This window comes from Zunongwangia sp. L-65 (genome assembly GCF_056859415.1).
Genome location: NZ_JBSXOK010000076.1, coordinates 17,952 through 42,671, shown reverse-complemented (window position 1 = coordinate 42,671; position 24,720 = coordinate 17,952). Strand labels below are relative to the sequence as shown.

General features: G+C 34.6%; 22 protein-coding genes. 16 read left to right on the top strand and 6 right to left on the bottom strand.

Features of this window, described 5'->3' with window-relative positions; all coding sequences use genetic code 11:
* Nucleotides 1–7: 7 nt before the first annotated feature.
* From AC13DP_RS17505 to porX, 6 genes are all read right to left on the bottom strand, one after another.
* Nucleotides 8–388, bottom strand: a complete 381-nt coding sequence (locus AC13DP_RS17505; protein ID WP_347405562.1) for a hypothetical protein — start codon at nt 386–388, stop codon at nt 8–10.
* Between the two features lie 28 nt (nt 389–416).
* Nucleotides 417–1,616 (bottom strand): alanine dehydrogenase, encoded by a 1,200-nt coding sequence (locus AC13DP_RS17500; RefSeq protein ID WP_228249817.1) that lies wholly within the window; start codon nt 1,614–1,616, stop codon nt 417–419.
* A 68-nt stretch (nt 1,617–1,684) separates the two neighbouring features.
* On the bottom strand, nt 1,685–2,074 hold the full coding sequence (locus tag AC13DP_RS17495) for a hypothetical protein (RefSeq protein WP_483068206.1): 390 nt from the start codon (nt 2,072–2,074) through the stop codon (nt 1,685–1,687).
* 130 nt (nt 2,075–2,204) lie between these two features.
* A complete protein-coding gene (locus tag AC13DP_RS17490; protein ID WP_483068205.1) occupies nt 2,205–2,354 on the bottom strand; it encodes a hypothetical protein in 150 nt (49 codons plus the stop codon).
* A gap of 296 nt (nt 2,355–2,650) precedes the next feature.
* Nucleotides 2,651–3,055 (bottom strand): tRNA (adenosine(37)-N6)-threonylcarbamoyltransferase complex ATPase subunit type 1 TsaE, encoded by a 405-nt coding sequence (tsaE, locus tag AC13DP_RS17485; RefSeq protein WP_483068204.1) that lies wholly within the window; start codon nt 3,053–3,055, stop codon nt 2,651–2,653.
* A 113-nt stretch (nt 3,056–3,168) separates the two neighbouring features.
* Nucleotides 3,169–4,719: a T9SS response regulator signal transducer PorX gene (gene porX / locus AC13DP_RS17480; RefSeq protein WP_013071787.1), complete on the bottom strand. Its 1,551-nt coding sequence runs from the start codon at nt 4,717–4,719 to the stop codon at nt 3,169–3,171.
* Between the two features lie 124 nt (nt 4,720–4,843).
* Between porX and AC13DP_RS17475 the strand changes: the two genes are divergently transcribed.
* The 16 genes from AC13DP_RS17475 to hisG all read left to right on the top strand — a co-directional run bounded on the left by AC13DP_RS17475 (nt 4,844) and on the right by hisG (nt 24,363).
* Complete coding sequence (locus AC13DP_RS17475) at nt 4,844–6,073, top strand: HD domain-containing protein (RefSeq protein WP_483068203.1); 1,230 nt, start codon at nt 4,844–4,846, stop codon at nt 6,071–6,073.
* Between the two features lie 24 nt (nt 6,074–6,097).
* The gene (lpxD, locus tag AC13DP_RS17470; RefSeq protein ID WP_347405557.1) at nt 6,098–7,126 is read left to right on the top strand and encodes a UDP-3-O-(3-hydroxymyristoyl)glucosamine N-acyltransferase; all 1,029 of its coding nucleotides are present in this window, start codon (nt 6,098–6,100) and stop codon (nt 7,124–7,126) included.
* Nucleotides 7,119–8,519: a bifunctional UDP-3-O-[3-hydroxymyristoyl] N-acetylglucosamine deacetylase/3-hydroxyacyl-ACP dehydratase gene (locus AC13DP_RS17465; RefSeq protein ID WP_013071790.1), complete on the top strand. Its 1,401-nt coding sequence runs from the start codon at nt 7,119–7,121 to the stop codon at nt 8,517–8,519. The genes lpxD and AC13DP_RS17465 overlap by 8 nt, the downstream gene beginning before the upstream one ends.
* Before the next feature lie 6 nt (nt 8,520–8,525).
* Nucleotides 8,526–9,311 (top strand): acyl-ACP--UDP-N-acetylglucosamine O-acyltransferase, encoded by a 786-nt coding sequence (lpxA, locus tag AC13DP_RS17460; protein ID WP_013071791.1) that lies wholly within the window; start codon nt 8,526–8,528, stop codon nt 9,309–9,311.
* A gap of 12 nt (nt 9,312–9,323) precedes the next feature.
* The gene (efp, locus tag AC13DP_RS17455; protein WP_013071792.1) at nt 9,324–9,890 is read left to right on the top strand and encodes an elongation factor P; all 567 of its coding nucleotides are present in this window, start codon (nt 9,324–9,326) and stop codon (nt 9,888–9,890) included.
* 68 nt (nt 9,891–9,958) lie between these two features.
* Complete coding sequence (locus AC13DP_RS17450) at nt 9,959–10,894, top strand: UDP-3-O-(3-hydroxymyristoyl)glucosamine N-acyltransferase (RefSeq protein WP_228249812.1); 936 nt, start codon at nt 9,959–9,961, stop codon at nt 10,892–10,894.
* A gap of 5 nt (nt 10,895–10,899) precedes the next feature.
* Complete coding sequence (locus AC13DP_RS17445) at nt 10,900–11,268, top strand: nuclear transport factor 2 family protein (protein ID WP_483068202.1); 369 nt, start codon at nt 10,900–10,902, stop codon at nt 11,266–11,268.
* 111 nt (nt 11,269–11,379) lie between these two features.
* Entirely contained in the window at nt 11,380–11,745 is a 366-nt protein-coding gene (locus AC13DP_RS17440) for a BlaI/MecI/CopY family transcriptional regulator (RefSeq protein WP_483068201.1), read from the top strand.
* 3 nt (nt 11,746–11,748) lie between these two features.
* Nucleotides 11,749–13,404 carry a M56 family metallopeptidase gene (locus AC13DP_RS17435; protein WP_483068200.1) on the top strand — a complete coding sequence of 552 codons (1,656 nt, stop codon included), beginning with the start codon at nt 11,749–11,751 and terminating at the stop codon, nt 13,402–13,404.
* 15 nt (nt 13,405–13,419) lie between these two features.
* Nucleotides 13,420–15,102, top strand: coding sequence for a M56 family metallopeptidase (locus tag AC13DP_RS17430; RefSeq protein WP_483068199.1), 1,683 nt, complete (start codon nt 13,420–13,422; stop codon nt 15,100–15,102).
* A 321-nt stretch (nt 15,103–15,423) separates the two neighbouring features.
* Nucleotides 15,424–16,296, top strand: coding sequence for a succinate--CoA ligase subunit alpha (sucD, locus tag AC13DP_RS17425; RefSeq protein ID WP_013071799.1), 873 nt, complete (start codon nt 15,424–15,426; stop codon nt 16,294–16,296).
* 102 nt (nt 16,297–16,398) lie between these two features.
* The gene (locus tag AC13DP_RS17420) at nt 16,399–19,362 is read left to right on the top strand and encodes a M16 family metallopeptidase (protein WP_483068198.1); all 2,964 of its coding nucleotides are present in this window, start codon (nt 16,399–16,401) and stop codon (nt 19,360–19,362) included.
* Between the two features lie 108 nt (nt 19,363–19,470).
* Nucleotides 19,471–20,217 (top strand): 3-oxoacyl-[acyl-carrier-protein] reductase, encoded by a 747-nt coding sequence (gene fabG / locus AC13DP_RS17415; RefSeq protein ID WP_483068197.1) that lies wholly within the window; start codon nt 19,471–19,473, stop codon nt 20,215–20,217.
* Nucleotides 20,218–20,393: 176 nt separating this feature from the next.
* A complete protein-coding gene (locus AC13DP_RS17410; protein WP_347405554.1) occupies nt 20,394–22,427 on the top strand; it encodes a VWA domain-containing protein in 2,034 nt (677 codons plus the stop codon).
* Between the two features lie 10 nt (nt 22,428–22,437).
* Nucleotides 22,438–23,253: a prohibitin family protein gene (locus AC13DP_RS17405; protein WP_013071803.1), complete on the top strand. Its 816-nt coding sequence runs from the start codon at nt 22,438–22,440 to the stop codon at nt 23,251–23,253.
* 246 nt (nt 23,254–23,499) lie between these two features.
* Nucleotides 23,500–24,363 (top strand): ATP phosphoribosyltransferase, encoded by an 864-nt coding sequence (hisG, locus tag AC13DP_RS17400; protein WP_228249806.1) that lies wholly within the window; start codon nt 23,500–23,502, stop codon nt 24,361–24,363.
* Nucleotides 24,364–24,720 lie beyond the last annotated feature (357 nt).

Below are 24,720 nucleotides of genomic sequence, written 5' to 3'. Positions count from 1 at the left end.
GGCATTTTTAGTTTTCCGTATAAAAATCTACTTGCTGAATGGTCGCGATACTGTCGCAATTTTCAACTTTAAATTGAATTGGTTTTTTATGGGTTTCCCCGGAAATAAGGTAAATATTACAAGAGTCTTTATCTGTAATACTTTGGCTAAAATGAACCTCACCGTTTTCGAGAATAGAAGAAATACTACTGGTATCGATATTATTTTCAGTAAAGAATTTCATCGCGTTTTTATCAAAATGTCGTTCTTTAGTACGAATACTTTTCAAAGTTCGTGCATTTGGAAAATAGGAACAACTGGTTTTTTTTCCGCTTAAAAAAAAGATGAGAATGATTATTCCCATAAAAAGTCCTACTGAAAAATATCCAAGACGCTGAAAAATATTCATAAAAAGTAGCTAAAGTCGATAGTTATTGTCAGAAAATCAAGAGGTTAATGTCCCGATAGGTGAGATCAAACCAATCTGCAATAGATTTGTTGGTTAAAACTCCGTGGTAAAAATACAAACCATTTCTTAATCCACGGTCAAAACGAAGCGTGTTTTCTAATCCGCCTTCTTCACCAATATGTAACAGATACGGAGTAAAGATATTACTTAACGAAAGTGAGCTGGATCTGGCATAGCGTGAAGGAATATTAGGTACGCAGTAATGGATTACATTATGTTTTGTGAAAATTGGTTTTTCATGACTGGTAATTTCGCTGGTTTCGATGCAACCGCCAACATCAATGCTTACATCGATTGCAACCGCACCACGTTTCATAGATGCAACCATTTCTTCAGTCACTAAAACTGGCGAACGATTATTGCCTCGAACCGCCCCAATAAGTACATCACAACGTTTTAAAGCCTTACTTAAATTTTTTGGCTGGATAGTACTGGTATAAAAAGTTCGACCTAAAGCCGATTGAAGCTTACGTAATTTGGTAATAGAACTATCAAAAACCTTAATATTAGCGCCAAGACCAATAGCAGATCTGGCGGCAAAATGCCCTACCGTACCTGCTCCCAGAATAACGACTTCTACCGGAGGTACGCCACTAATATTGCCAAATAATAGTCCGTTTCCATCACCGTTATTACTCATAATTTCTGATGCGATAAGTACAGAGGCAGTTCCTGTGATTTCGCTTAAAGCCCTAACAATAGGGTAACTACCATCATCATCTTTAATAAATTCAAATCCCAGCGCAGTAATTCTTTTGGAAGCCAGTTTTTGAAAATAAGATTTGCTTTGTGTTTTAATCTGCAGGGCAGAGATCAAAATTGTTTGTGGGTTCATCATCTCTAATTCTGAGATGGATGGTGGTTCTACCTTTAAAATCGTGGGACAGGAAAATACTTTTTGGGTGTCTTTAGTCACCTCTGCACCGGCATCTGAATAATCCTTATCACTAAAATTAGCATAGTTTCCTGCACCCGACTCGATCATTACACGATGACCATGGGCGGTAATGGCTCCTACAGCATCAGGACTTAAACAAATTCGTTTTTCCTGATAAGATGTTTCTTTAGGAATACCTATAAAAAGTTCTCCTTTATTTTTATAAATTTCAAGTTTTTCTTCCTGAGGAATAAGCTCTTCTTTGGTAAAAGGAGAAACCTGTTTGGTCATAATGATCTTTTCAGCTGATTAGAAAAGTTAAATTACAATTATTTTTTGGAAAGGGGTAAAGAGATTTTCTAAAGTTTAGCGTAATAATCTTCTTCGGTGCTTTCAGATTTTTTAAGCTCTTCCATTTCTTCAAGATCTTTTTCAGAAACCGGCGAGAATACCGAAATTTTGGTCTCTTCAATTTCACTTAAATCGATTCCGTAAATTTTATCGAAAATCTTAATTCTAATAAGGTAAACTATTGAAATAATAATGATGAAAAAAGGCGCCAAATATATAAGTTGATTGGTGTCCATTGGATTAACATTTAAATATACATCCTGGTAAAATGCAATAATTAATTGAAATGAATACATGCATACGGGAACTAAAATCACATGGTACCACCAATGTTTACAGGTAAAAAACCAAACAAGAAGAAGGTAAAGAGGAATAATTTTACCTAAGTAAGTCCACATAGCAGTCATAACATTTTCATAATAGTTACTTTTGTATGTAAACAACGAATTTTCCCAAACAGGTCCGTCTGGGAAAATTTCATATAAATAAAATATAAATGGTGTTCCTGCTATTAATATAGCAATTATACTACCCAGCAGCAGGAATTTTGATCGTTGATCTGTCGACTGCTTGTTTTTTAATTGCATCTTTATTAGTGTCGTTATTTGTGGTTGTTGAAGTTACGAAAAAAGATGCTCCAAAAATTGCTGCTCCGAATAATAATGCTTTTAGTTTCATAATTGTAGGTTTTTTGTTCTTATTATTTTTTAAATCGTATTTCGTTTTGTTTTCTGATACAAACCTACTACGAGATAACCTACTAATGGTAAATACATTAATTGTACTTTTGCAGCTTCTTAGAAAATCTTCTTAATTTTCGTAAATTTTTTACTATTGCTTATTGTTTTAACTCTTATGCTTAAAAAAAATAAATTATTAATTACATAAAGCTTGAAATTATTAGCAAAATTACAAAAAATTAAGGCTCATAAAATCATTTTTATTCCTCAAAATTTAATGATCTTCACATTTTTTTAACTAAACTTTAACAATCTGGTTTCTGCATCTTTTTTCTTTACTTCTAATTTTTGATGATCTGCAGGAATTAAATTTTGAATTTTCTGAGGCCATTCTATAAATTTCCATCCAGATTGTTCTAAATAATCTTCAAAGCCTATATCATAAGCTTCATTTTCATCCTCAATCCGATAAAAATCAAAATGAAAAATCTTATCATCGTCAGTTTCATATTCATTGACTAAAGAAAATGTAGGGCTTACTACCTGATCTTGACTATTCAATTTTTTAACGAGGTTTTTTATAAGGGTTGTTTTTCCGGCACCCATTTCTCCGTAGAAAAGAATTGTTTTACTTTGCGCATGTTCTAAAATGAATGAAATGGCATCATCGATATTCGATAAACGGTACTCAAACTCCATGATTGGCAAAAATTTTAGGTTGTAAAGATACCAAAAAAAACCTAATATCTCTATTAGGTTTATTTGCAGTGTTTTATGATGTTTTTAATGAAAGAAAATTCTTTCATATATTTTTATTTTGGAGACAGGACGCTGAAAGGAATGATCATTTCTTCTAAGGACACTCCTCCATGTTGGTAGGTGTTTCTATAATAACTAACATAATGGTTATAGTTATTAGGATAAGCAAAGAAAAGATCACCTTTAGCAAATATAAACGAGCTGCTCATGTTTATAGTAGGTAGATGCAGTGATTTAGGCTTTGTGGCGGCCAGTACATCTTTCTTTTCGTAGGTTAGGCTTTTTCCCGTTTTATAGCGAAGGTTTAAACTGGTATTTTTATCCCCTATTACTTTACTCGGGTTTTTTACATTTATAGTACCATGATCTGTGGTGATAATCAATTTAAATCCTAATTGCTGCGCCTGTTGAATTATTTCTAATAGCGGCGAGTTTTTAAACCAGCTTTCTGTAAGGGAGCGATATGATTTATCACTAGATGCTAATTCTTTAATCACCTCCATTTCTGTTTTGGAGTGCGAAAGCATATCTACAAAGTTATATACTACGACTGTTAGATCATTATTCTTTTGAGTTTTGAAGTTTTCGACCAGTTTTTTTCCAGCCTTTAGATTGCTTATCTTATGATATTCGTGTTTAATTTCTTTACCTAATCTTTTTAGTTGTTCCGCTAGAAATTCAGCTTCAAAGTTGTTTTTTCCACCTTCATCCGTATCATTTTTCCAGTATTGTGGATAAAGTTTTTCCATCTCACTGGGCATTAGTCCAGAAAAAATCGCATTACGCGCATATTGCGTGGCTGTTGGCAAAATACTACAAAATGGCTCTTCCTTTTCTTTTTTATAATAATTAGATACAATAGGCTCGAATGCTTTCCACTGATCATAGCGTAAATTGTCTATAACCACTAATAAAGTAGGCTGCTCTTTGCTGATTTCAGGTAAAATTTTTCTTTTAAACAGGGTATGGGACATGGTTGGAGCAGTGGCACCATCCTCAAACCACTCTGGATAGTTTTTATCGATAAACTTACAAAACTGGCTATTGGCCTCCTGTTTTTGGGTTTCCAATATTTCAAACATACTACTGTCCTCTATATTTTCCAGTTGGAGCTCCCAATAGATGAGCCGCTGGTACATTTCGGTCCAGTCTTCATAGGTGCTAACATTCATCAAATCCATAGCGATTTTTCGAAATTCCTGCTGATAATTTGATGTTGTTTTTTCAGAAATTAACCTGGAGTGATCTAAATTCTTTTTAATCGATAGCAGGATCTGATTTGGATTTACAGGTTTAATAAGGTAGTCTGCAATCTTAGAGCCTATGGCTTCTTCCATAATATATTCCTCTTCACTTTTAGTGATCATCACTATAGGAATATTGGCCTGTTTTTCTTTAATTTCAGAAAGGGTTTCCAAACCGGTTAGACCAGGCATATTTTCATCTAAGAAAACAATGTCGAATCGTTCTTCATCTATTTTTTCGATCGCCTCTGTTCCACTTTGGCAGGTAGAGACCTCGTAGTTTTTAGATTCAAGGAATAGAATATGTGGTTTTAAAAGGTCGATCTCATCGTCTACCCATAATATTTTGATTGTATTCATGTTCGGTTAAATTTATAAGCCGGTTAAAAATTTATATTTTTAGTGAAAATTGATTCTTTTGAATAATACATGATCCAAAAGCCAATCAATGTTTACATTTGTTCTATCATTAATTTAATAAAGCTTGGCTTCAAAAAACAAACTCAAGATATTAAACGACCCAATTTACGGATTTATTACCATACCTAGTCAGCGTATCTTTAACATAATCGAACATCCGTACTTTCAAAGATTACGAAGAATTTCACAAATGGGATTATCGTATTTAGTTTATCCGGGTGCTCATCATACAAGATTTCAACATGCCATTGGCTGCGTTCATTTAATGCAAAAAGCAGTGCGAGTACTTCGGTTTAAGGGAGTTGAGATTAGTACAGATGAAGAAGAAGCCCTGCAAATAGCTATATTATTACATGATATAGGGCATGGTCCTTTTTCCCATGCTATGGAACATAGCATTGTAGAAGGCGTGGATCATGAGTCTATTTCACTTCTTTTTATGAAGGAATTGAATGCTGTTTTTAACCAAAGTTTAACGCTGGCTATCCAGATATTTACCGGTGAATATCCTCGAAGGTTCATGCACCAGCTTATCACAAGCCAGCTAGACATGGATAGGCTAGATTATTTAAAGCGAGATAGTTTTTATACCGGTACAACCGAGGGGAATATCAATAGCGATCGATTAATTATCATGCTGAATGTAGTAAATAATGAGCTGGTTATTGAAGAAAAAGCCATTTATTCAGTAGAAAAATTTCTGGTAGCCAGAAGATTAATGTACTGGCAGGTATATTTGCATAAAACCAGTATGGTTGCAGAGCAGCTTTTAATTCGGGTTTTAAAAAGAGCAAAAGAGTTGATTGCTGATGGTACTACCTTAAATGCCAGTAAGGCTTTAAGTTATTTTCTATATAATAAGGTAACAGAAGAAAGTTTTGATACAAGAACCCTAAGTGTTTTTTCCTGTCTTGATGATTATGATATAGTTTTGGCGATGAAAGAATGGGCTAATCACGACGATTATGTATTAAGCAACTTGTGCAAGATGGTAATTAACCGTGACCTGTTAAAGGTGAAGATAAAAAAGAAGAAACCCGCAAAAGCTAAGATCGAAAAACATATTGAGCAGCTAAAACAAAAACATGGTTTAAGCGATAAAGAAGCCTCATATTTTGTTTTTACAGGAGAAATAGCTAATCTCGCCTATACCCGTGAAAAGAATAATATTAATATTCTTCATAAAAACGGGAAGATAAACGATGTGATAAAGGTTTCAGACCAGTTAAATTTAAAAGCATTATCTAAAACGGTGACTAAATATTATATCTGTTATCCCAAGTCTAAACATTAACGCATTTTTTTTACTTTTGCCAGAATGAAATTTAAAGCATCACAAATAGCCGAAATTCTCGAAGGGACAATCGTAGGTAATCCCGATGCAGAGGTTTCAGAATTGGCTAAGATTGAAGAAGGAAAAGATGGATCCCTTACTTTTTTAAGCAATCCAAAATATACTTCCTATATATATAGTACCAAAGCATCAATCACTATAGTAAACGATAGTTTTGAAGCAGATCAACCTGTAAGTACTACCTTGATTAAAGTAAAAGACGCTTATAAAGCATTTTCTACGTTATTAGAATATTATAATCAGGTAAAACTTCGTAAAAGTGGGATAGAGCAACCAAGCTATATTTCTGCAACAGCAAAGTATGGGGAAGATGTTTATCTTGGCGCTTTTACTTATTTAGGAGAAAATGTAAAAATTGGTAAAAACGTAAAGATTTATCCCTATGCCTACGTTGGTGATAATACGGTAATTGGAGATAATTCTACGCTTTTTGCTGGTGTAAAGGTATATTCTGAAACTGTTATCGGTAAAAATGTGACGCTACATGGAGGTGCTATTGTTGGAGCCGATGGTTTTGGCTTTAGTCCTAACGAAAAGGGAGAATACACGAAAGTACCACAAATAGGAAATGTGATTATTGAAGATGATGTAGATGTAGGAGCAGGTACCACAATAGATAGAGCGACTTTAGGATCTACCATTATTAGAAAAGGTGTGAAATTAGACAATCATATCCAGATCGCTCATAATGTAGAAATTGGTGAAAATACGGTAATAGCTGCTCAAACAGGAGTTGCAGGTTCTACAAAGATTGGAAAAAACTGTATTATAGGTGGCCAGGTAGGGATTGTTGGTCACATTACGATAGGCGACCGGGTAAAAATTCAGGCACAAAGCGGCATCGGAAGAAATGTAAAGGATGATGAAGTATTGCAGGGATCACCCGCTATAGGATATTCAGATTATAATAAATCTTTTATTCATTTTAAGAACTTACCAAAAACTGTTGATTTATTGCATCAGTTAGATAAAAAAGTAAATAAGAATGGCTGAAAAAGTATTGAAGCAGCAAACTATTCAGAATGAAGTTTCCTTAGACGGAGTAGGACTTCATACGGGGAAACAAGTAAAACTTACCTTTAAACCAGCTCCAGAAAATACGGGTTATGTTTTTAAACGTGTAGATCTTGAAGGGGCACCTATTATCGAAGCCGACGTTAGCTATGTTACCGATACCAAAAGAGGTACTAACCTTGAGAAAAACGGAGTTAAGATTCAAACTTCAGAGCACGTTTTAGCCGCATGCGTAGGTTTAGAAATCGATAATATTATTATTGAATTAAATGCATCAGAACCACCAATTATGGATGGTTCTTCAAAGTATTTTGTTGAGGCATTAGAAGAAGCTGGGATTAAGGAGCAGGAAGCAGACAAAGAAGAATATGTGATCAACGAAGTAATTTGCTATCGGGACGAAGATTCTGGTAGCGAGATCGTTGTCATGCCGGCAGATACGTATAAGGTGACCACTATGGTCGATTTTGGCACCAAGGTTTTAGGAACTCAAAATGCTTCCATAGAACATGTTTCAGAATTTAAAGATAATATTGCCAACTCCAGAACGTTTAGTTTTTTACATGAAATAGAAGCACTTTTAGAACACGGACTTATAAAAGGTGGTGATCTAAACAATGCTATTGTTTATGTAGATAAAGAGATTGGGGAGGAAACTTTAAAAAAGTTAAGGGTAGCTTTTAACCGGGATGAGATTTCTGTAAAACCAAACGGAATTTTAGATAACCTTACTTTACATTATCCCAACGAAGCTGCAAGACATAAATTATTAGATGTTTTAGGTGATCTTGCTCTTATAGGAACCCGAATTAGAGGAAAGGTAATTGCCACTAAACCGGGCCACTATGTAAATACTGAATTTGCTAAAAAATTAGCTAAATTCATTAAGGAAGAAAAACGTAATAAGGTGCCAAAAATCGATTTGAGCGCAAAACCTATAATGGATGTAAATGCTATTATGGAAACACTTCCTCACCGTTCTCCTTTCTTACTGGTAGATAAAATTTATGAGCTTACAGATTCTACTGTCGTAGGAGTTAAGAATGTAACTATGAACGAGCCATTCTTTGTAGGACATTTTCCAGGTAAACCTGTGATGCCTGGGGTACTACAGGTAGAGGCAATGGCGCAAACCGGCGGGATTTTGGCCTTAAAATCTGTACCAGATCCAGAAAACTATCTTACCTATTTTATGAAAATAGATAATGTACGGTTTAAACAACAAGTGGTACCAGGGGATACCTTAATATTTAAATTAGAACTTTTAGCGCCTATTAGAAGGGGGATATGCCAAATGCAGGCTTATGCTTATGTAAACGGAAAATTGGCAACAGAAGCAGTGCTTATGGCACAAATTGTAAAATCAAAATAACAACGAATGAATCAACCTTTAGCATATGTGCACCCAGGAGCGAAAATCGCTAAAAATGTCGTAATCGAGCCGTTTGCAACGATTCATAACAATGTAGTAATTGGTGAAGGCAGCTGGATAGGATCTAATGTGACCATTATGGAAGGTGCACGTATAGGTAAAAATTGTAGTATTTTCCCGGGAGCAGTGATCTCTGCCATTCCACAGGATAAAAAATTTGATGATGAGGATACGGTAACTATTATTGGGGATAATACGACTATTAGAGAGTGCGTAACCATAAATCGAGGAACCACAGATCGTATGAAAACCGTCATCGGCCAAAACTGCTGGATCATGGCCTATTGCCATATTGCACACGATTGTATTGTAGGTGATAATTGTATTTTTTCTAATAACAGTACACTGGCAGGACATATTAATGTGGGGGATCACGTGGTCTTAGCAGGTATGGCAGCAATACAACAATTTTGCAGTATTGGTAAACATGCTTTTGTAACCGGGGGATCATTGGTTAGAAAAGATGTGCCTCCATTTGTAAAAGCGGGACGTGAACCATTATCTTATGTAGGTATCAATTCTATAGGATTGCGCCGTAGAGGATTTACAACCGATAAAATAAGGGAGATCCAGGATATTTACAGGATATTATATCAAAAAAATTATAATAACTCGCAGGCCGTTGCTATTATAGAAGCAGAAATGCAGGCTACGGCCGAGCGTGACGAAATATTGGAATTTATTAAAAACTCTCAAAGAGGTATCATGAAAGGATACTTCAGTTCAAATTAAATAATTAAGCGAATGGCAAATACAAGTGATATTAGAAACGGACTTTGTATACGATACAACCACGATATTTTTAAGATTATTGAATTTCTTCATGTAAAACCAGGAAAAGGACCTGCTTTTGTAAGAACAAAACTTAAAAGTGTTACAACCGGTAAAGTAATTGATAATACATTTTCTGCCGGGCATAAAATTGAAGATGTTCGTGTAGAAACCCATAAATACCAGTTTTTGTATCAGGATGGTGAGTTTTATCACTTTATGCATGTAGAAGATTACACGCAGATTCGTCTTTTGGAAAGTGCTTTAGATATGCCACAGTTGCTAAAAGAAGGAGAGGTGCTTACGGTAATTATCAATACAGAAGATAATATGCCGCTTTCTACAGAGATGCCTGCGAGTGTAGTATTAGAAGTGACACATACCGAGCCCGGTGTAAAAGGGAATACGGCAACTAACGCAACAAAACCAGCGACTGTGGAAACTGGAGCTGAAGTTAATGTTCCTCTTTTTATAAATGAAGGAGATAAAATTCGTATCGAAACCGAAAAAGGGACCTATAAAGAACGAATTAAAGAATAAGATTTTTAGAGAATAATTGAAAAAGGAAAGGTAAATTTATCTTTCCTTTTTTTATATTTAATATTGAAATGAAATTTCCACAAACTCATACATTAGAACAAATTGCGACGATTATTACCTGCGGTTTTGTAGGAGATAAAGATTTTCCGGTTAAAGGAATGAATGAAATTCATGTAGTAACCCCGGGAGATATTGTATTTGTAGACCACCCAAAATATTACGATAAGGCATTAAAATCTGCAGCTACCATTATCCTGATCAATAAAGAAGTTGAATGTCCTGAAGGTAAAGCCCTTTTAATTTCAGACGATCCGTTTAGGGATTTTAATAAGCTTGCTAAATATTTTAAACCTTTTCTAAAAGCTGAGAAATCAATATCAGAGTCTGCTGTTATAGGAAAAGGAAGTCATATACAACCAACTGCTTTTATCGGCAATCATGTAAGTATTGGTGAACATTGTATTATTGGTGCGAATGTTACGATTAACGATCATACATTGATTGGTGACCATGTAATTATTCAGGCCGGTACTGTTATTGGAGGAGATGCATTCTATTATAAAAAGAGACCCGAAGGCTTCGATAGATTACTTTCTAGCGGCCGAGTAGTAATAGAAGATTATGTAGAAGTAGGTTGTAACTGTACGATAGATCGTGGAGTGACCGGAGATACTTTAATAAAAAAGGGAACTAAGATCGATAATCTTGTGCAGATAGGTCATGATACCGTGATTGGAGAAAAATGTCTTATAGCCTCCCAGGTTGGTATTGCCGGTTGCGTTATAGTAGAAGATGAAGTGACCCTTTGGGGTCAGGCTGGTGTTAGAAGTGATGTCACCCTGGGGAAAGCGGGAGTGATTATGGCGCAAACAGGAGTAAGTAAAAGCACACAACCCGGAATTACCTATTGGGGGACGCCCTTTAAAGAAGTTCGAACTTTTCTTAAAGAACAGGCGAGCCTAAAACATTTGCCAGATTTAATTAAAAATTCCCAAAAGAAATAAGAAAGATGAGTTTACGCGGTAAAAAATTAGTTGAAGAATTTTATAGATTATTCTCTAATGAACCCAAAGAGGCTACAGCCCTATTGCATCCAGAAGTTACACTCGATTGGTATAGCAGTACCGGTTACCGCAAGCTGAGTAAGACTAATCTAACAGATCTGATAAAAGAGATGAATGTTTCTTACGAGAGCTTAAGGTTAGAAACTTATAAGACGATAAAGGAAGATCAAAATGTGGTGATTTACTTTTCTTATTATGTGAAAACCATTGAAAATCCGGAAGAGGAATTACCTTTTGGCCATTTTATGGTGATTTGGGAATTAAAAGAAAATCTACTTTATAAGGGGTCACAAATAAGTCAGTTACCCCATTAAGCCATAACCGTTATAGAGATATAGCGGTTTTTTTGTTAAATATTAGTTCTATGTTTGTAGAATTAAAATTAAATTCTACATTTGTAGAGATAATTCTAATAAAGTAGAATAATGAAACTTTCCAATGCTGAAGAAGAGCTAATGCAAATTTTATGGAAGCAGAAAAAAGCTTTTATGAAAGATTTAATTGATGCTTATCCAGAACCTAAACCAGCAAATACCACCGTTGCCACCTTATTAAAAAGAATGCGTGATAAAAAATTTGTTGATTTTGTAAAATACGGCCGTTCCAGAGAATATTTTCCTTTGGTGAAAAAGACAGATTATTTCTCTAAACAGATGAACGGACTTATAAAGAATTTCTTCAATAATTCTGCCGCACAGTTCGCTTCTTTTTTTACTGAGGAAACCGATTTATCTGAAGAGGAATTAAAAGAGCTACGAAAAATAATTGACGAAAGAATCAAAAATCAATAGTCTATGATTCTTTATATCCTAAAATTTACCGGTTGTCTTTTGGTGTTGTATCTGTTTTATAGGTTGGTTCTAGAAAACGAAAAGAATCATAGGTTTAAGCGATTTTATTTATTGTTCACTTTGTTCGCCGCTATGACTATTCCCTTAGTTACGATAACTTATCACGTAGAAGCACCAATATCACAGGCAACAATCCTAATGCCAGATACCATGACTAATGTAGAAGAAGTAAACACAACTTCCTGGAAAGAGGTGCTTCCGGTGCTCTTATGGGCGATTTATGCTCTTGGTTTTAGTGTTTTTTTGATACGGTTCTTGAAAAATCTTTGGTATTTAAAGAATCTTATCCGTACATATGAAAATGTAAGGGAATCACTTAGTGTAAAGGTATTACTACCTTTTCAGCAAATACCGTATTCCTATTTCAGGTATATTTTTGTTGAAAGACAGGCCTTTGAAAATAAAACCATTCCGTATGAAATTTTAAAACACGAAGAAGCCCATGTACAACAAAAACACACACTGGATTTATTAATATTGGAAGTTCTCCAGATTGTATTTTGGTTTAATCCGCTGTTTGTTTTTATCAAAAAGTCAATACGCTTAAATCATGAGTTTCTTGCAGATGAGGCCGTATTGAACCAGAATATAAGTGCCTTGTCATATTCAAAATTATTACTTCATAGCTCGTTCGGCTCACATCAGGCCCCAATGACGAGTTCATTTAAACATTCATTAATCAAAAAACGAATCGTTATGATTTCAAATTCATTTTCAAAAAAGAGAGTAGGGCTAAAAATGGGATTTTTAGTGCCGGTAGTATGTTGTTGTATTTATTTTTTCAACAATAATATAGTGGCTGAAACTATACAGCAGGAACCGCCAATTGTTACTGAAATATTGGAAGCTTTTACCATGAAAATTCATGGAGAACAGATTGAGCTAAACGGAGAGAAAATTAGACTAAACGAATTTGTTTCGAAATTGGATAAAATCACCGATCAATATTCTGACGAAGATTTGCTAAAAAATAATATACGCTTAGAATTAACGAACGTTTCTGAAGATTTTAAAAAGAAAGTAGAAAAGGAATTTTTAAAAACACATTATTACAAAGTGATGAAGCAACATGCTAAAAATATGACCTTATTTCCTGCTTTACCTGCGCCACCGCCGCCGCCAATGCAATTTAAAAACAAAGAAAAGAAGCCGGTTGCTCCACCTGTTCCCCCAAAAGCACCAAATAAAGATAGTATAGTTAAAGTTATTGAGGTAGTTGAGGATGTGCCTGAGCCACCAAAACCGATGATAATTGAAGTGGTAGAAGACATTCCCGAACCGTCTAAAGTAGAGGAAATTATTGCTGAGGAAGCAATTGATATTCAAAATCCGCAAAGACCAACACATCAGATTTATATAAATAATGAAAAATCTATTAAAGAATTGATCAAAGATTATAATGATCAGCTTAAAAAAGTGAATGCGCTTTTACCTGAAGGATACCCAATGGCTTATCTTAATTTGAAAGAAGAGGAGCAGGATGAAATTAATAATAATATAGGAAAACTTTATAAAATCCATCTTGCTCTTTCCAAAAGAGGAGCGCAAGACAAAGTAAGTTTAATGCCGCCGCCGCCTCCAACCCAAAAGAATAAGTAAAGAATATAATAATATATGATGGATTATATTTTAAAATTCACTGGGTGCCTTTTGGTGTTATATACTTTTTACAGGTTATTTTTCGAAAATGAAAAAAATCATCATTTTAAGCGCTTTTATTTACTATTTACACTTGCAGCAGCTGTAGCCATACCATTGATTACGCTTACTTACGAGGTGGAAGCTAATAATCCAACCATTTTCAGTGAAGCAAAGGATATGCCGCAAGCGATAGATTATCCAGAAACTATAAATAGCGAAATTGTCAGAGAAGATTCCTTTTTAGGTAATTATTATTCAATAATTTTATGGATAATCTATGGGACAGGTTTTGTTGTTTTTGCGTTACGTTTTATTAATAATCTTAATGACTTGAATAAGCTTATTCTTAGAAGCGAAATAATAAAAGAGCAGAGCAATACAAAGGTTTTACTGTCATTTCCGCAAATACCGTTTTCTTATTTCAGGTATATTTTTGTAGAGAAAGAGGCATTTAAAGCGAAAACCATTCCGAATGAAATTTTAAAACACGAAGAAGCCCATGTACACCAAAAACACACGCTAGATTTATTGATTTTGGAGGTTTTACAGATTGTCTTTTGGTTTAATCCGCTGTTTATTTTTATCAAAAAGTCGATGCGATTAAATCACGAATTTCTGGCAGATGAAGCCGTTTTAAATCAAAATTTTAATCCTTTGACCTATTCCAATTTATTACTGGAAATTTCCATAAACTCTCATCAAAATGGAATAACGAGTTCATTTAACCATTCATTAATCAAAAAACGTATTCTGATGATTTCAAATTCATTCTCTAAAAAGAGAGTAGGACTAAAGATGGGACTATTGCTCCCAATATTATGCTGTTGTATTTATTTTTTCAATAATGATATTGTGGCCAAATCAATTCCGCTAGAAAATCAAAAAGCTAATGCGATTTTGGATAAAAATCCTGTCCTTTTTTTCACTGTGACTAATACGCAAATAGCAATAAATAACGAAGAGGTACTTCTAAAAAATTTTGCTAAAAAGTTTGATCAGGCTACCAAATCATTTTCAGATTATGATCTTTTAAAAGTTTATATCAAATTCGAATCTAAGGATGTTCCTAAAAATTTTCAGAGAAAATTTGAAAATGAATTTTTTAAGACCAGATATTATAAACTCTTAAAAAAAGTGGGAAGAGCATCATCAATGCTTTTTCCTCCTATAATTAAAGAAGTTAGTAGTGCATCAGCTTTTCAGGTTAGCTCTAATCCAATTGAGGATAGAGCAAATGAGTCTAAAATTTATACTCACAGGGAAACGCCAACTGAAAAGATAGTAGATATTTGGAACAGTAGTTCTAAAGACGTGCAATTTTTTCTGGATAATAAACAGATTAGTTATTCAGCATTAAAAAATAGTAATTTAGAATCGATTCTACTCTATTCTGAACAGACTAGTGAAGCTGGATCTATTATAAAATTGTATACTGAAATTAATGATTATTTTGAAAGGCAACCTCCTGTCGATTTTCAAAATCCGGATGCTTTGAAAGATATCCAAGATATTTTTGTTAACGAGGAAAAAGTTTCTAAAGAAGAATTAAAAGCGTATAAAGCTTCAGATTTTAAGGCTTATAGAATTTTTCAGGATGGCAAGAAAGATGCTGGTGCAAAATTTCAGCTATATTTTTATACCAATAAAAAAGAATAAAGGTATAGAGCGCATAAGTTAAATGAGATGGAACTAAAAAAGGATGTTTTTTTCAGCTGTTCTTTTTTTATTTGATTAAACAAGAGATAGATTATTATTATATGTTAGGAATAGAATATTATGTTTTTCCGTGTTAAAAAGACTGTTATTATTTGTTTAAAGATTTAATAATAGAAAAAGTGGGGCTAAAAAAAGTAAATGATGGATTTTTAGTAATCTGCCACTTCTTTTAGTTCGTTGTTAAGTGGAATAAATATCAAAAAAGCTTTATGTTTTATCTTTAAAAACCTACTTTTGTGTAGCTAATTACAATAAATACTTATGAGCGTTTTAGTAAATAAAGATTCAAAAATAATCGTGCAGGGATTTACCGGTAGCGAAGGTACTTTTCATGCAGAGCAAATGATAGAATATGGTTCCAATGTTGTTGGAGGTGTAACTCCTGGTAAAGGAGGACAAAAGCATTTGGACAGACCGGTATTCAATACAGTTTCAGATGCTGTTAAAGAAACCGGTGCCGATGTTACCATTATTTTTGTGCCGCCAGCATTTGCTGCCGATGCTATTATGGAAGCTGCCGATGCAGGTATTAAAGTAATCATTACTATTACCGAGGGTATTCCTGTTGCAGATATGGTTAAGGCTTCTAATTATATTAAAAACAAAGACTGCCGTCTAATTGGCCCTAACTGCCCTGGTGTTATCACTCCGGGTGAAGCTAAAGTAGGGATCATGCCAGGTTTCGTTTTCAAAAAGGGAACTGTAGGTATTGTTTCTAAATCTGGTACTTTAACTTACGAAGCTGCCGATCAGGTTGTAAAAGAAGGTTTAGGAATTACTACGGCAATTGGTATTGGTGGAGATCCAATTATTGGAACCACTACTAAAGAAGCAGTAGAGCTTTTAATGAATGATGATGAAACCAAGGCTATCGTTATGATCGGTGAAATTGGAGGACAGTTGGAAGCTGATGCTGCTAAATGGATCAAAGAAAACGGTAATAAGAAACCGGTTATCGGGTTTATCGCTGGTGAAACTGCTCCTGCAGGAAGAACTATGGGACATGCTGGTGCAATTGTAGGTGGTAGCGAAGATACCGCACAAGCTAAAAAAGCAATCTTAAAGGAAAACGGAGTTCATGTGGTGGATTCTCCAGCAGAAATTGGTAAAAAAGTTGCCGAAGTTCTGGGATAAAAGTTAAAATTTAAGATAATTTTAAATAACTTTAGTCCGTAAGCGTTATTTGCTTACGGACTTTTTTATTTTTATAAATATTTATCAATCAAAATTTTAACTATGAGGAAATATTATATGCCTCTAATGGCAATGCTTTTTCTTGCTTTTTCATCCTGCAAAAAAGAAAAGGAAGAAAAATCGAACATTCAGACTGACGCCAACGGCTTTTCTTATGAAACTTTTGATGACGATCCTACCGGTTTGCGTCTGTATACCTTAGACAACGGTTTAAAGGTTTATTTAAGTCAAAATAATGAAGAACCTAAAATTCAAACCTTAATTGCGGTTCGTGCAGGTTCTACCTACGATCCTGCAGATAATACTGGGCTTGCGCATTACTTAGAACATATGGTTTTTAAGGGGACCAGTAAAATAGGAACTCAGGATTGGGAAACAGAAAAAGTACTTTTAGATTCCATTTCAGATCTTTACGAAAAGCATAAAGCCACTACAGATCCTGAAGAGAAAAAAGAAATCTATCGCCAGATCGATTTGGTATCACAGGAATCTTCCAAGTATTCCATAGCTAACGAATATGATAAAATGGTAAGTTCTTTGGGAGCTGAAGGTACCAACGCTTTTACCTCTAACGAACAAACGGTTTATGTAAATAAAATTCCTTCTAACGAGTTGGATAAGTGGTTAATGGTAGAGAGCGAAAGGTTTAACGAACTCGTTTTACGTTTGTTTCATACCGAGTTAGAAGCCGTTTACGAAGAGTTTAACCGTGGGCAGGACAGTGATTCCAGAAAGCAGTATTATGCCGTTTTAGAAGGTCTTTATCCTACCCATCCTTATGGTACACAATCTACGATAGGAAAATCAGAGCATTTAAAGAATCCTTCAATGCAAGCGATTCATAATTATTACGATCAATATTACGTGCCAAATAATATGGCCGTAATTCTTTCAGGCGATTTAGAATTCGATAGCACCATTCAAAAAGTAAATGAAGCTTTTGGAGGCTACGAATCTAAAGAAGTAACTCACCCTACTTTTCCAGAGGAACAACCTATCACAGCGCCTATCGAGAAAGAAGTATTTGGACCAACTTCAGAATCTGTTTATGTAGCTTTTCGTACCGATGGTGTTGGCAGTAAAGATCAAAAGATCGTTTACTTAATCGATTATATTTTGGCAAATTCTCAGGCCGGTTTAATAGACTTGGACCTTAACCAAAAACAAAAGGTACAACAGGCCTCTTCATATACCAATTTTGATAATGACTATGGTTTCCATTTGTTATACGGGATGCCAAAAGCCGATCAAACTTTGGAAGAAGTGAAAGATTTATTACTCGCGGAAGTTGAGAAGATCAAGAAAGGAGAATTTGATGATTGGTTAATCGATGCGGTGATAAATGATTTAAAACTATCTGAAATTCGGCAGTATGAAGATGCATCTTCGGTAGCTTATGCGCATATGGATGCCTTTATTCATTTCCAGGACTGGCAGGATGTAGTTGATTTTACAAACGATTTAAAATCGATTACCAAAGAAGAACTTGTGAATTACGCTAATGAGCATTATAAAGATAATTATGTTGCGGTTTATAAACGAATAGGGGAAGACCCTAATATCGCCAAAGTAGAAAATCCCGGAATTACTCCGGTTCAGTTAAATCGTGACAAGCAATCAGATTTTCTAATTGAATTCAACAAATCTGAGGCTCCGGTATTAACTCCGCAATATGTAGACTACGAGAAGGCGATCAAAGAATCCAAAACTGAAAATGGATTACCGGTTTCTTATATCCTAAATGAAAATAACGATCTTTTTAACCTGTATTTTATTTTTGATATGGGGCAGGATAATGATAAAGAAATCTCTTTAGCTACGGGATACCTTGATTATTTAGGTACCGATAAATACACTCCTGAGGAATTAAAGCAGGAATTTTACAAACTTGGTATTAGTTATTTTGTAAGCGCCGGTTCCGACCAGATTTATGTTGGTATTAGCGGCTTAAAAGAAAATTTACCTAAAGGATTAGAATTACTGGAGCATCTTTGGAAAAATGCAAAACCAGATCAGGAAACTTATGAGAAATATGTGGCTTCTATTATGAAAGGTCGTGATGATGCCAAAACCCAAAAAGGAAATATTTTGTTTAATGGTTTAATGAATTATGGAAAATACGGCGAAGATTCCCGTCTTCGTAATATTTATACCGAAGCCGAATTAAACGCTTTAGATCCGGCAGAGCTGGTAGATAAAGTAAAAGATCTGCGTAATTACAAACAACGAATTCTTTATTATGGAAAAGATCCTGAAGCAGCGGTAACCGCAGTGAGCGAAAAACACGATGTAGCAGCAGAACTTAAGGAGTATCCAGAGACACGTAAATATAACGAAAAGGAGACCGGTGGTAATGTGTACTTTGTAGATTACGATATGGTACAAAGCGAAATGATTTTCCTTGCAAAAGGTGATAATTTTGATGCCGAAGAAATGGCAGCCACTCAATTATTCAATACCTATTTTGGTAGTGGGTTATCGTCTATTGTATTTCAGGAAATAAGGGAATCCAAGTCGTTAGCCTACTCTGCATTCTCGAGTTATCAAATGGCTGCAGAAGTTGATAAACCAAATTATACGATGGCCTATATCGGTACTCAGGCCAATAAAATGCCACAGGCGGTGGATGCGATGATGGAATTAATGACTAATATGCCAGAAGCGAAAGAGCAGTTTGAAGCGGCTAAAGAAGCTACATTAAAGAAAATCGCGGCAGATCGTATCACCAAAACCAATATCTTTTGGAGCTACGAGCGATTAAAAGACCGTGGTTTAGATCACGACACGCGTAAAGAAATGTACGAAGCAATTCAAGGAATGAGCTTCGAAGATTTACAAACATTTTTTGATAACAATATTAAAGGACAGGATTACAATGTTTTGGTGATAGGAAATAAAAAAGATGTAGACATGCAAGCACTAAATAAATTAGGTGATGTACAAGAACTCGATATCGATTACCTGTTCAATTACGAGAAAAAGAAAGAGAAAGACTTAAAAATGTAATTCAACGTCAATAAAAAACAAAGACCTCCTTGAAAAAGGAGGTTTTTTTATACCTAAACAATGCATATTCTTATATTTGGCGAAGATAAATTTAACTTACTATAATATATGAAATTATTAGAAGGTAAAAATGCTATCGTAACCGGTGGAAGCCGTGGTATTGGTAGAGGTATAACAAAAGTGTTTGCAGCCCATGGTGCAAATGTGGCATTTACGTATAATTCCTCTGAAGAAGCAGCTAAAGAACTGGAACAAGAGCTTTCTGAAAGTGGAGTAAAAGCAAAAGGTTACAAATCGAATGCTGCTGATTTTGAACAGGCGCAGGAACTAATTAAAAATGTAGCAGAAGACTTTGGAGCTATCGATATTCTTGTAAACAATGCCGGTATCACAAAAGATAACCTGCTAATGCGTATGAGTGAGGAGGATTTTGATCGCGTGATCGAAGTAAACCTTAAATCGATTTTTAATATGACCAAAGCGGTACAGCGTACTATGCTTAAACAACGTAAAGGAAGCATTATTAATATGAGCTCTGTTGTTGGAGTAAAAGGAAATGCCGGTCAGGCAAATTATGCCGCCTCTAAAGCCGGGATCATTGGTTTTAGTAAGTCTATGGCTTTAGAGCTAGGTTCACGTAATATACGTACCAATGTAATAGCTCCTGGTTTTATCGAAACTGAAATGACCGAGAAGTTAGACGAAAAAGTGGTACAGGGATGGCGAGATAATATTCCGCTAAAACGTGGCGGCACACCTGAAGATATTGCCAATGCCTGTGTATATTTAGGTAGCGATCTAAGTGCTTATGTTACCGGGCAGGTACTTAACGTAGATGGTGGAATGCTAACTTAATTTCTATCGCAGCCTTAATTTTCCATAGGATCTACCTGAAATTGTAATAGGTTTCCTGTCTATAGAGCGCTGGCTTTTTTTGCGATTATTGATCGCTAAAATTATTTATTTCTGTTTTTGGGTTTTAGGTTGGTAAAGCCTTAATATTCTCTTAAATTACAACCCAAAACCGATAAATGGAGATACTCAACATAATATATATAACCCTGGCTGCATGCGTTGCGCTGGGGTTTTCTTATTTTCAATATTATGTAAAATCCAAGCGAAGTGGTAATCAGCGATTAATTCTTTTTATTTTAAGAGTTTTAAGTGTTTTTACACTACTTTTTTTATTAATCAATCCAAAGATCAAATCGGTTGTAATTGAAAGGGAGAAGCCAGATTTAGTGCTCGCTTTAGATAATACAGAATCTATTGCGCATCTTCATCAGGAAAATAATTTAAAAGAAATAGCTTCGTTTTTTAATGAAGATGAAGAAATTAATGAACGCTTTAATGTCCAAAATATTTATTTTGGTAGTGAAATTTCGACACAAGATTCGGCCAATTTCGGCGCAAAACAAACCGATATTTTTAAAGTTTTAGATGATATTAAATCAAGTTTTAAAAAGAATCAAAATGCGACCATTTTAATAAGTGATGGCAACCAGACTTTAGGTAGGGATTTTCAATATTTTAATGCTTCAAAAAACCAAAAAATCTTTCCAATCATCATTGGAGATACTACAAAATTTCCAGATTTAAGTATCGCTAAATTGAATGTAAACCGTTATGCTTTTCTGGATAATAAATTTCCAGTTGAGATTTTTATAAATTATTCAGGGTCAAAAAATGTCGCGTCAAGGTTTTTAATTTCAAAAGGCGGAAACACCGTTTTTTCTAAAGAGCTCAATTTTTCAGCAGAAAATAGGTCGGTGAGATTAGAGGCAAATTTGCAAGCGGTTCAGTTAGGACCCCAAACTTATTCTGCAGCAATCCTACCGATGGAAGACGAAAAAAATACAATCAATAACAAAAACGATTTTGCAGTAGATGTGATTGATGAGCGCACTTCGGTTTTAATTTTAAGCAGTATTGCACATCCGGATTTAGGGATGCTTAAAAAATCCATAGAAGCCAATAAGCAGCGAAATGTAACTATAAAATATGCTAACGAAAATAATATTAATTTTAATGAATATCAGTTAGTTATATTTTATCAGCCAAATAATAACTTTAATGAATGGTTTGAAGCCGTTAATGCCGTCAATTTAAATTATGTAGTCATTACCGGAACCCAAACCAACTGGAACGCTATTCATAAATCGATCCCGTATTTATCAAAAAACACCAGTAATGAGAAGCAGGATTTTTATGCAGCGATAAATCCCAATTTTAATCAATTTCAGTTTGAAGATATAGGATTTTCAGATTTTCCTCCACTTCAGGCTACGTTTGGGGATTTAAAAATTAATACTGATTTTGATGCATTACTTTACCAAAAAATCGAAGGGGTTAATATCGAAGAACCTTTGTTGATGATGGTAAAAAATAACGATAGAAGTTCAGTGTATTTATTTGGAGAAAACATTTGGCGTTGGCGAACTAAAGTTTTTATAGATCATCAAAGTTTTGAAAAGTTCGATAATTTTATAGGTGCTCTTGTACAAAACCTATCTTCTAAAAAGAAAAAAGAGCGCTTAACTATCGACTATAAATCTTTCTATTATTCCAACGAAATTGTAAAATTTAATGCGCAATTTTTTGATGAAAATTACCAGTTTGATCCTAATGCAAATCTTCAAATTGAACTGGAAAATGACCATCGAAATACAGATTTAAATTCAAGGTTTTTATTACGGAATAATTTTTATGAAGTTAGTTTTAATACGCTTCAACCGGGGGATTATAATTTTACCGTGACTGAAGATGATTCAGAAATAAAAAAGTCAGGTAAATTTTCCGTAATTTCGTTCAATGTAGAAGAGCAATTTTCTTCAGCAAATTTTTCAAAATTAAATAGTCTGGCGCTTAAAAATGATAGTCAGGTTTATTTCCCCAATCAGCTTCAGGATTTAAAAAAACAACTTTTAAAGGATAGTCATTTTTCTATCATCATAGAAGAAAGTACGAAGTCTCGCCCCATCATTGATTGGTATGTTTTATTATTTGTATTGATCGGATTATTGGCAGGAGAATGGTTTTACAGAAAATATAAAGGTTTAATTTAATAGATTATTTATGGATAGATTACCCAAGATTGCAATACCAATTTTTATAGGATTGGTTGTTTTAATAATTTTTGTTTCGAAATCTACAATTACAATCGGTTCTGGTGAAGCGGGTGTGCTGTATAAGACTTTTGGAAACGGGGTGGTTACCGATGAACCACCTTTAAGTGAAGGTTTTCATTTAGTAGCGCCCTGGAACAGAGTTTTTGTATATGAAGTACGACAACAGTCCTTAGACGAAAAGATGACGGTGTTATCTTCAAATGGATTAGAGATTAAACTAGATGCTTCTGTTTGGTTTCAGCCGTCTTATCAAGATTTAGGAAAATTGCATAAAGAGAAAAGTGAAGCTTATATCGAACGTTTGCTAAAGCCTGCCTTACGCTCGGCTACGCGTGCGGTAGTAGGTAGATATAATCCTGAGCAATTATATTCCAGCAAGCGTGAAGCCATTCAGGAAGAAATTTTAGAAGAAACACAGATTCTTTTAAGAGAACAATACGTTCAGGTAAACGAAGTTTTAGTAAGAGATGTGTCGTTGCCATCAACTATTAAAGATGCTATAGAGCGTAAATTAAGACAGGAACAGGAGTCTTTAGAATATGAATACAGATTAACCAAAGCCGAACAGGAAGCAGAACGTCAGCGAATCGATGCGGAAGGTAAAGCACGAGCAAACCGAATTTTGAGTGAATCTTTAACCGATAAAGTTTTACAGGAAAAAGGGATACAGGCCACTTTAGAACTGGCAAAATCTGGTAATGCTAAAACCGTAATTATTGGCTCGGGTGAGAATGGATTACCATTAATTTTAGGAAATAACTAAAATTTATATAGAAATTTTAAATTCTGATTTTGAATTTTAAAATTAATACTTAGATTTGCTGTTATAATGAGAACGATACAATTACATCACCATCATCATATTTACTACTGCGCTCAGGCGAGGTAAATTTGATATGTGGTAATGTTAAGCATATTTAGAAACCCGTTTGAGCTAATCAAACGGGTTTTTTATTTGTTCAAATTTTAAAACTTAAATAACTAAGCACTAAAATAAAATGCTTTTTTGATGAAAAAAGAAAAATTAAGAATCGCAATTCAAAAATCTGGTCGTCTAAATGAAGATTCGCTAAAGATCTTAAAAGATGCGGGGGTTTCAATAGATAACGGGAAGGAGCAATTAAAAGCTTCGGCCCGCAATTTTCCTGTAGATGTATTATACCTAAGGAATGGTGATATCCCCCAGTATTTAAGAGACGGGGTGGTAGATGTTGCTATACTAGGGGAGAATGTTTTGGTAGAAAAAGGGAAAGATATTATTCGCGGGGAGAAACTTGGCTTCTCAAAATGCCGTGTTTCCCTTGCGGTTCCAAAATCGATGAAATATAATGGAATCCAGGATCTGGAAGGAAAGAAAATCGCTACCAGTTACCCAAATACCGTAAAAGAATATTTAGCGAAGAAAGGAATCACGGCAGATCTGCATATTATTAACGGTTCTGTTGAAATCGCTCCGAATATAGGTTTAGCTGATGCCATTTGTGATATCGTTTCGAGTGGAAGTACCTTGTTTAAAAACAATTTGAAAGAAGCTGAAGTAATGCTGAAGAGCGAGGCAATATTGGCTATTTCACCAAAGATATCTGAAGAGCGTCAGCAGATCTTGGATCAGTTGCAATTCAGGATTAAATCGGTTTTAAATGCGAGAACATCAAAATATATATTACTAAATGCACCCAATGACAAGCTGGATGATATTATAAGATTGTTACCGGGTATGCGTTCTCCTACCGTATTACCGTTAGCAGAAGAAGGATGGAGTTCTATTCATACGGTGATTAATGAAGAGCGCTTTTGGGAAGTGATCGACGAACTAAAACAACAAGGAGCAGAAGGTTTACTTGTAGTACCTATTGAAAAAATGGTGCTGTAATTAATTTGATGATGTGTTAATGTGGCAATTTGAAAATTAATTTTCATTACTGATTTTGAATTTTAAATGAAAGCTTAGATGCCCCGGCGGCTGAGTGATTGCGAGGAAGGAGTAATCTTATCGAAGCCAGAGGAAGTTAGAAATAAGAAGAGAGAAAATAGAAAAAAGATGTGGAGATTTATATATGATGAGATTTCTCGACTCTGTTTCACTATGCCTGCCTGCCGGCGAGGCAGGCTCGAAATGACAAATTAAAGCGTAGTGCAGAATTTGAAAGTATTGATTTATAAATTGATAATGACTGTCACTTCGAGTGATGCTGACGATAGGCAGAATTGTATCGAGAAGTATATTTAA

What these genes read in the sequence shown, in the direction of transcription:
- AC13DP_RS17500 (WP_228249817.1), bottom strand. Translation starts at nt 1,616, where the DNA reads ATGACCAAACAGGTTTCTCCTTTTACCAAAGAAGAGCTTATTCCTCAG.
- sucD (WP_013071799.1), top strand. Translation starts at nt 15,424, where the DNA reads ATGAGCGTTTTAGTAAATAAAGATTCAAAAATAATCGTGCAGGGATTT.
- AC13DP_RS17420 (WP_483068198.1), top strand. Translation starts at nt 16,399, where the DNA reads ATGAGGAAATATTATATGCCTCTAATGGCAATGCTTTTTCTTGCTTTT.
- porX (WP_013071787.1), bottom strand. Translation starts at nt 4,719, where the DNA reads ATGAATACAATCAAAATATTATGGGTAGACGATGAGATCGACCTTTTA.
- AC13DP_RS17505 (WP_347405562.1), bottom strand. Translation starts at nt 388, where the DNA reads ATGAATATTTTTCAGCGTCTTGGATATTTTTCAGTAGGACTTTTTATG.
- hisG (WP_228249806.1), top strand. Translation starts at nt 23,500, where the DNA reads ATGAAAAAAGAAAAATTAAGAATCGCAATTCAAAAATCTGGTCGTCTA.
- AC13DP_RS17435 (WP_483068200.1), top strand. Translation starts at nt 11,749, where the DNA reads ATGATTCTTTATATCCTAAAATTTACCGGTTGTCTTTTGGTGTTGTAT.
- AC13DP_RS17495 (WP_483068206.1), bottom strand. Translation starts at nt 2,074, where the DNA reads ATGTGGACTTACTTAGGTAAAATTATTCCTCTTTACCTTCTTCTTGTT.
- lpxD (WP_347405557.1), top strand. Translation starts at nt 6,098, where the DNA reads ATGAAATTTAAAGCATCACAAATAGCCGAAATTCTCGAAGGGACAATC.
- lpxA (WP_013071791.1), top strand. Translation starts at nt 8,526, where the DNA reads ATGAATCAACCTTTAGCATATGTGCACCCAGGAGCGAAAATCGCTAAA.
- efp (WP_013071792.1), top strand. Translation starts at nt 9,324, where the DNA reads ATGGCAAATACAAGTGATATTAGAAACGGACTTTGTATACGATACAAC.
- AC13DP_RS17465 (WP_013071790.1), top strand. Translation starts at nt 7,119, where the DNA reads ATGGCTGAAAAAGTATTGAAGCAGCAAACTATTCAGAATGAAGTTTCC.
- AC13DP_RS17490 (WP_483068205.1), bottom strand. Translation starts at nt 2,354, where the DNA reads ATGAAACTAAAAGCATTATTATTCGGAGCAGCAATTTTTGGAGCATCT.
- AC13DP_RS17445 (WP_483068202.1), top strand. Translation starts at nt 10,900, where the DNA reads ATGAGTTTACGCGGTAAAAAATTAGTTGAAGAATTTTATAGATTATTC.
- tsaE (WP_483068204.1), bottom strand. Translation starts at nt 3,055, where the DNA reads ATGGAGTTTGAGTACCGTTTATCGAATATCGATGATGCCATTTCATTC.
- AC13DP_RS17430 (WP_483068199.1), top strand. Translation starts at nt 13,420, where the DNA reads ATGATGGATTATATTTTAAAATTCACTGGGTGCCTTTTGGTGTTATAT.
- AC13DP_RS17410 (WP_347405554.1), top strand. Translation starts at nt 20,394, where the DNA reads ATGGAGATACTCAACATAATATATATAACCCTGGCTGCATGCGTTGCG.
- AC13DP_RS17450 (WP_228249812.1), top strand. Translation starts at nt 9,959, where the DNA reads ATGAAATTTCCACAAACTCATACATTAGAACAAATTGCGACGATTATT.
- fabG (WP_483068197.1), top strand. Translation starts at nt 19,471, where the DNA reads ATGAAATTATTAGAAGGTAAAAATGCTATCGTAACCGGTGGAAGCCGT.
- AC13DP_RS17440 (WP_483068201.1), top strand. Translation starts at nt 11,380, where the DNA reads ATGAAACTTTCCAATGCTGAAGAAGAGCTAATGCAAATTTTATGGAAG.
- AC13DP_RS17405 (WP_013071803.1), top strand. Translation starts at nt 22,438, where the DNA reads ATGGATAGATTACCCAAGATTGCAATACCAATTTTTATAGGATTGGTT.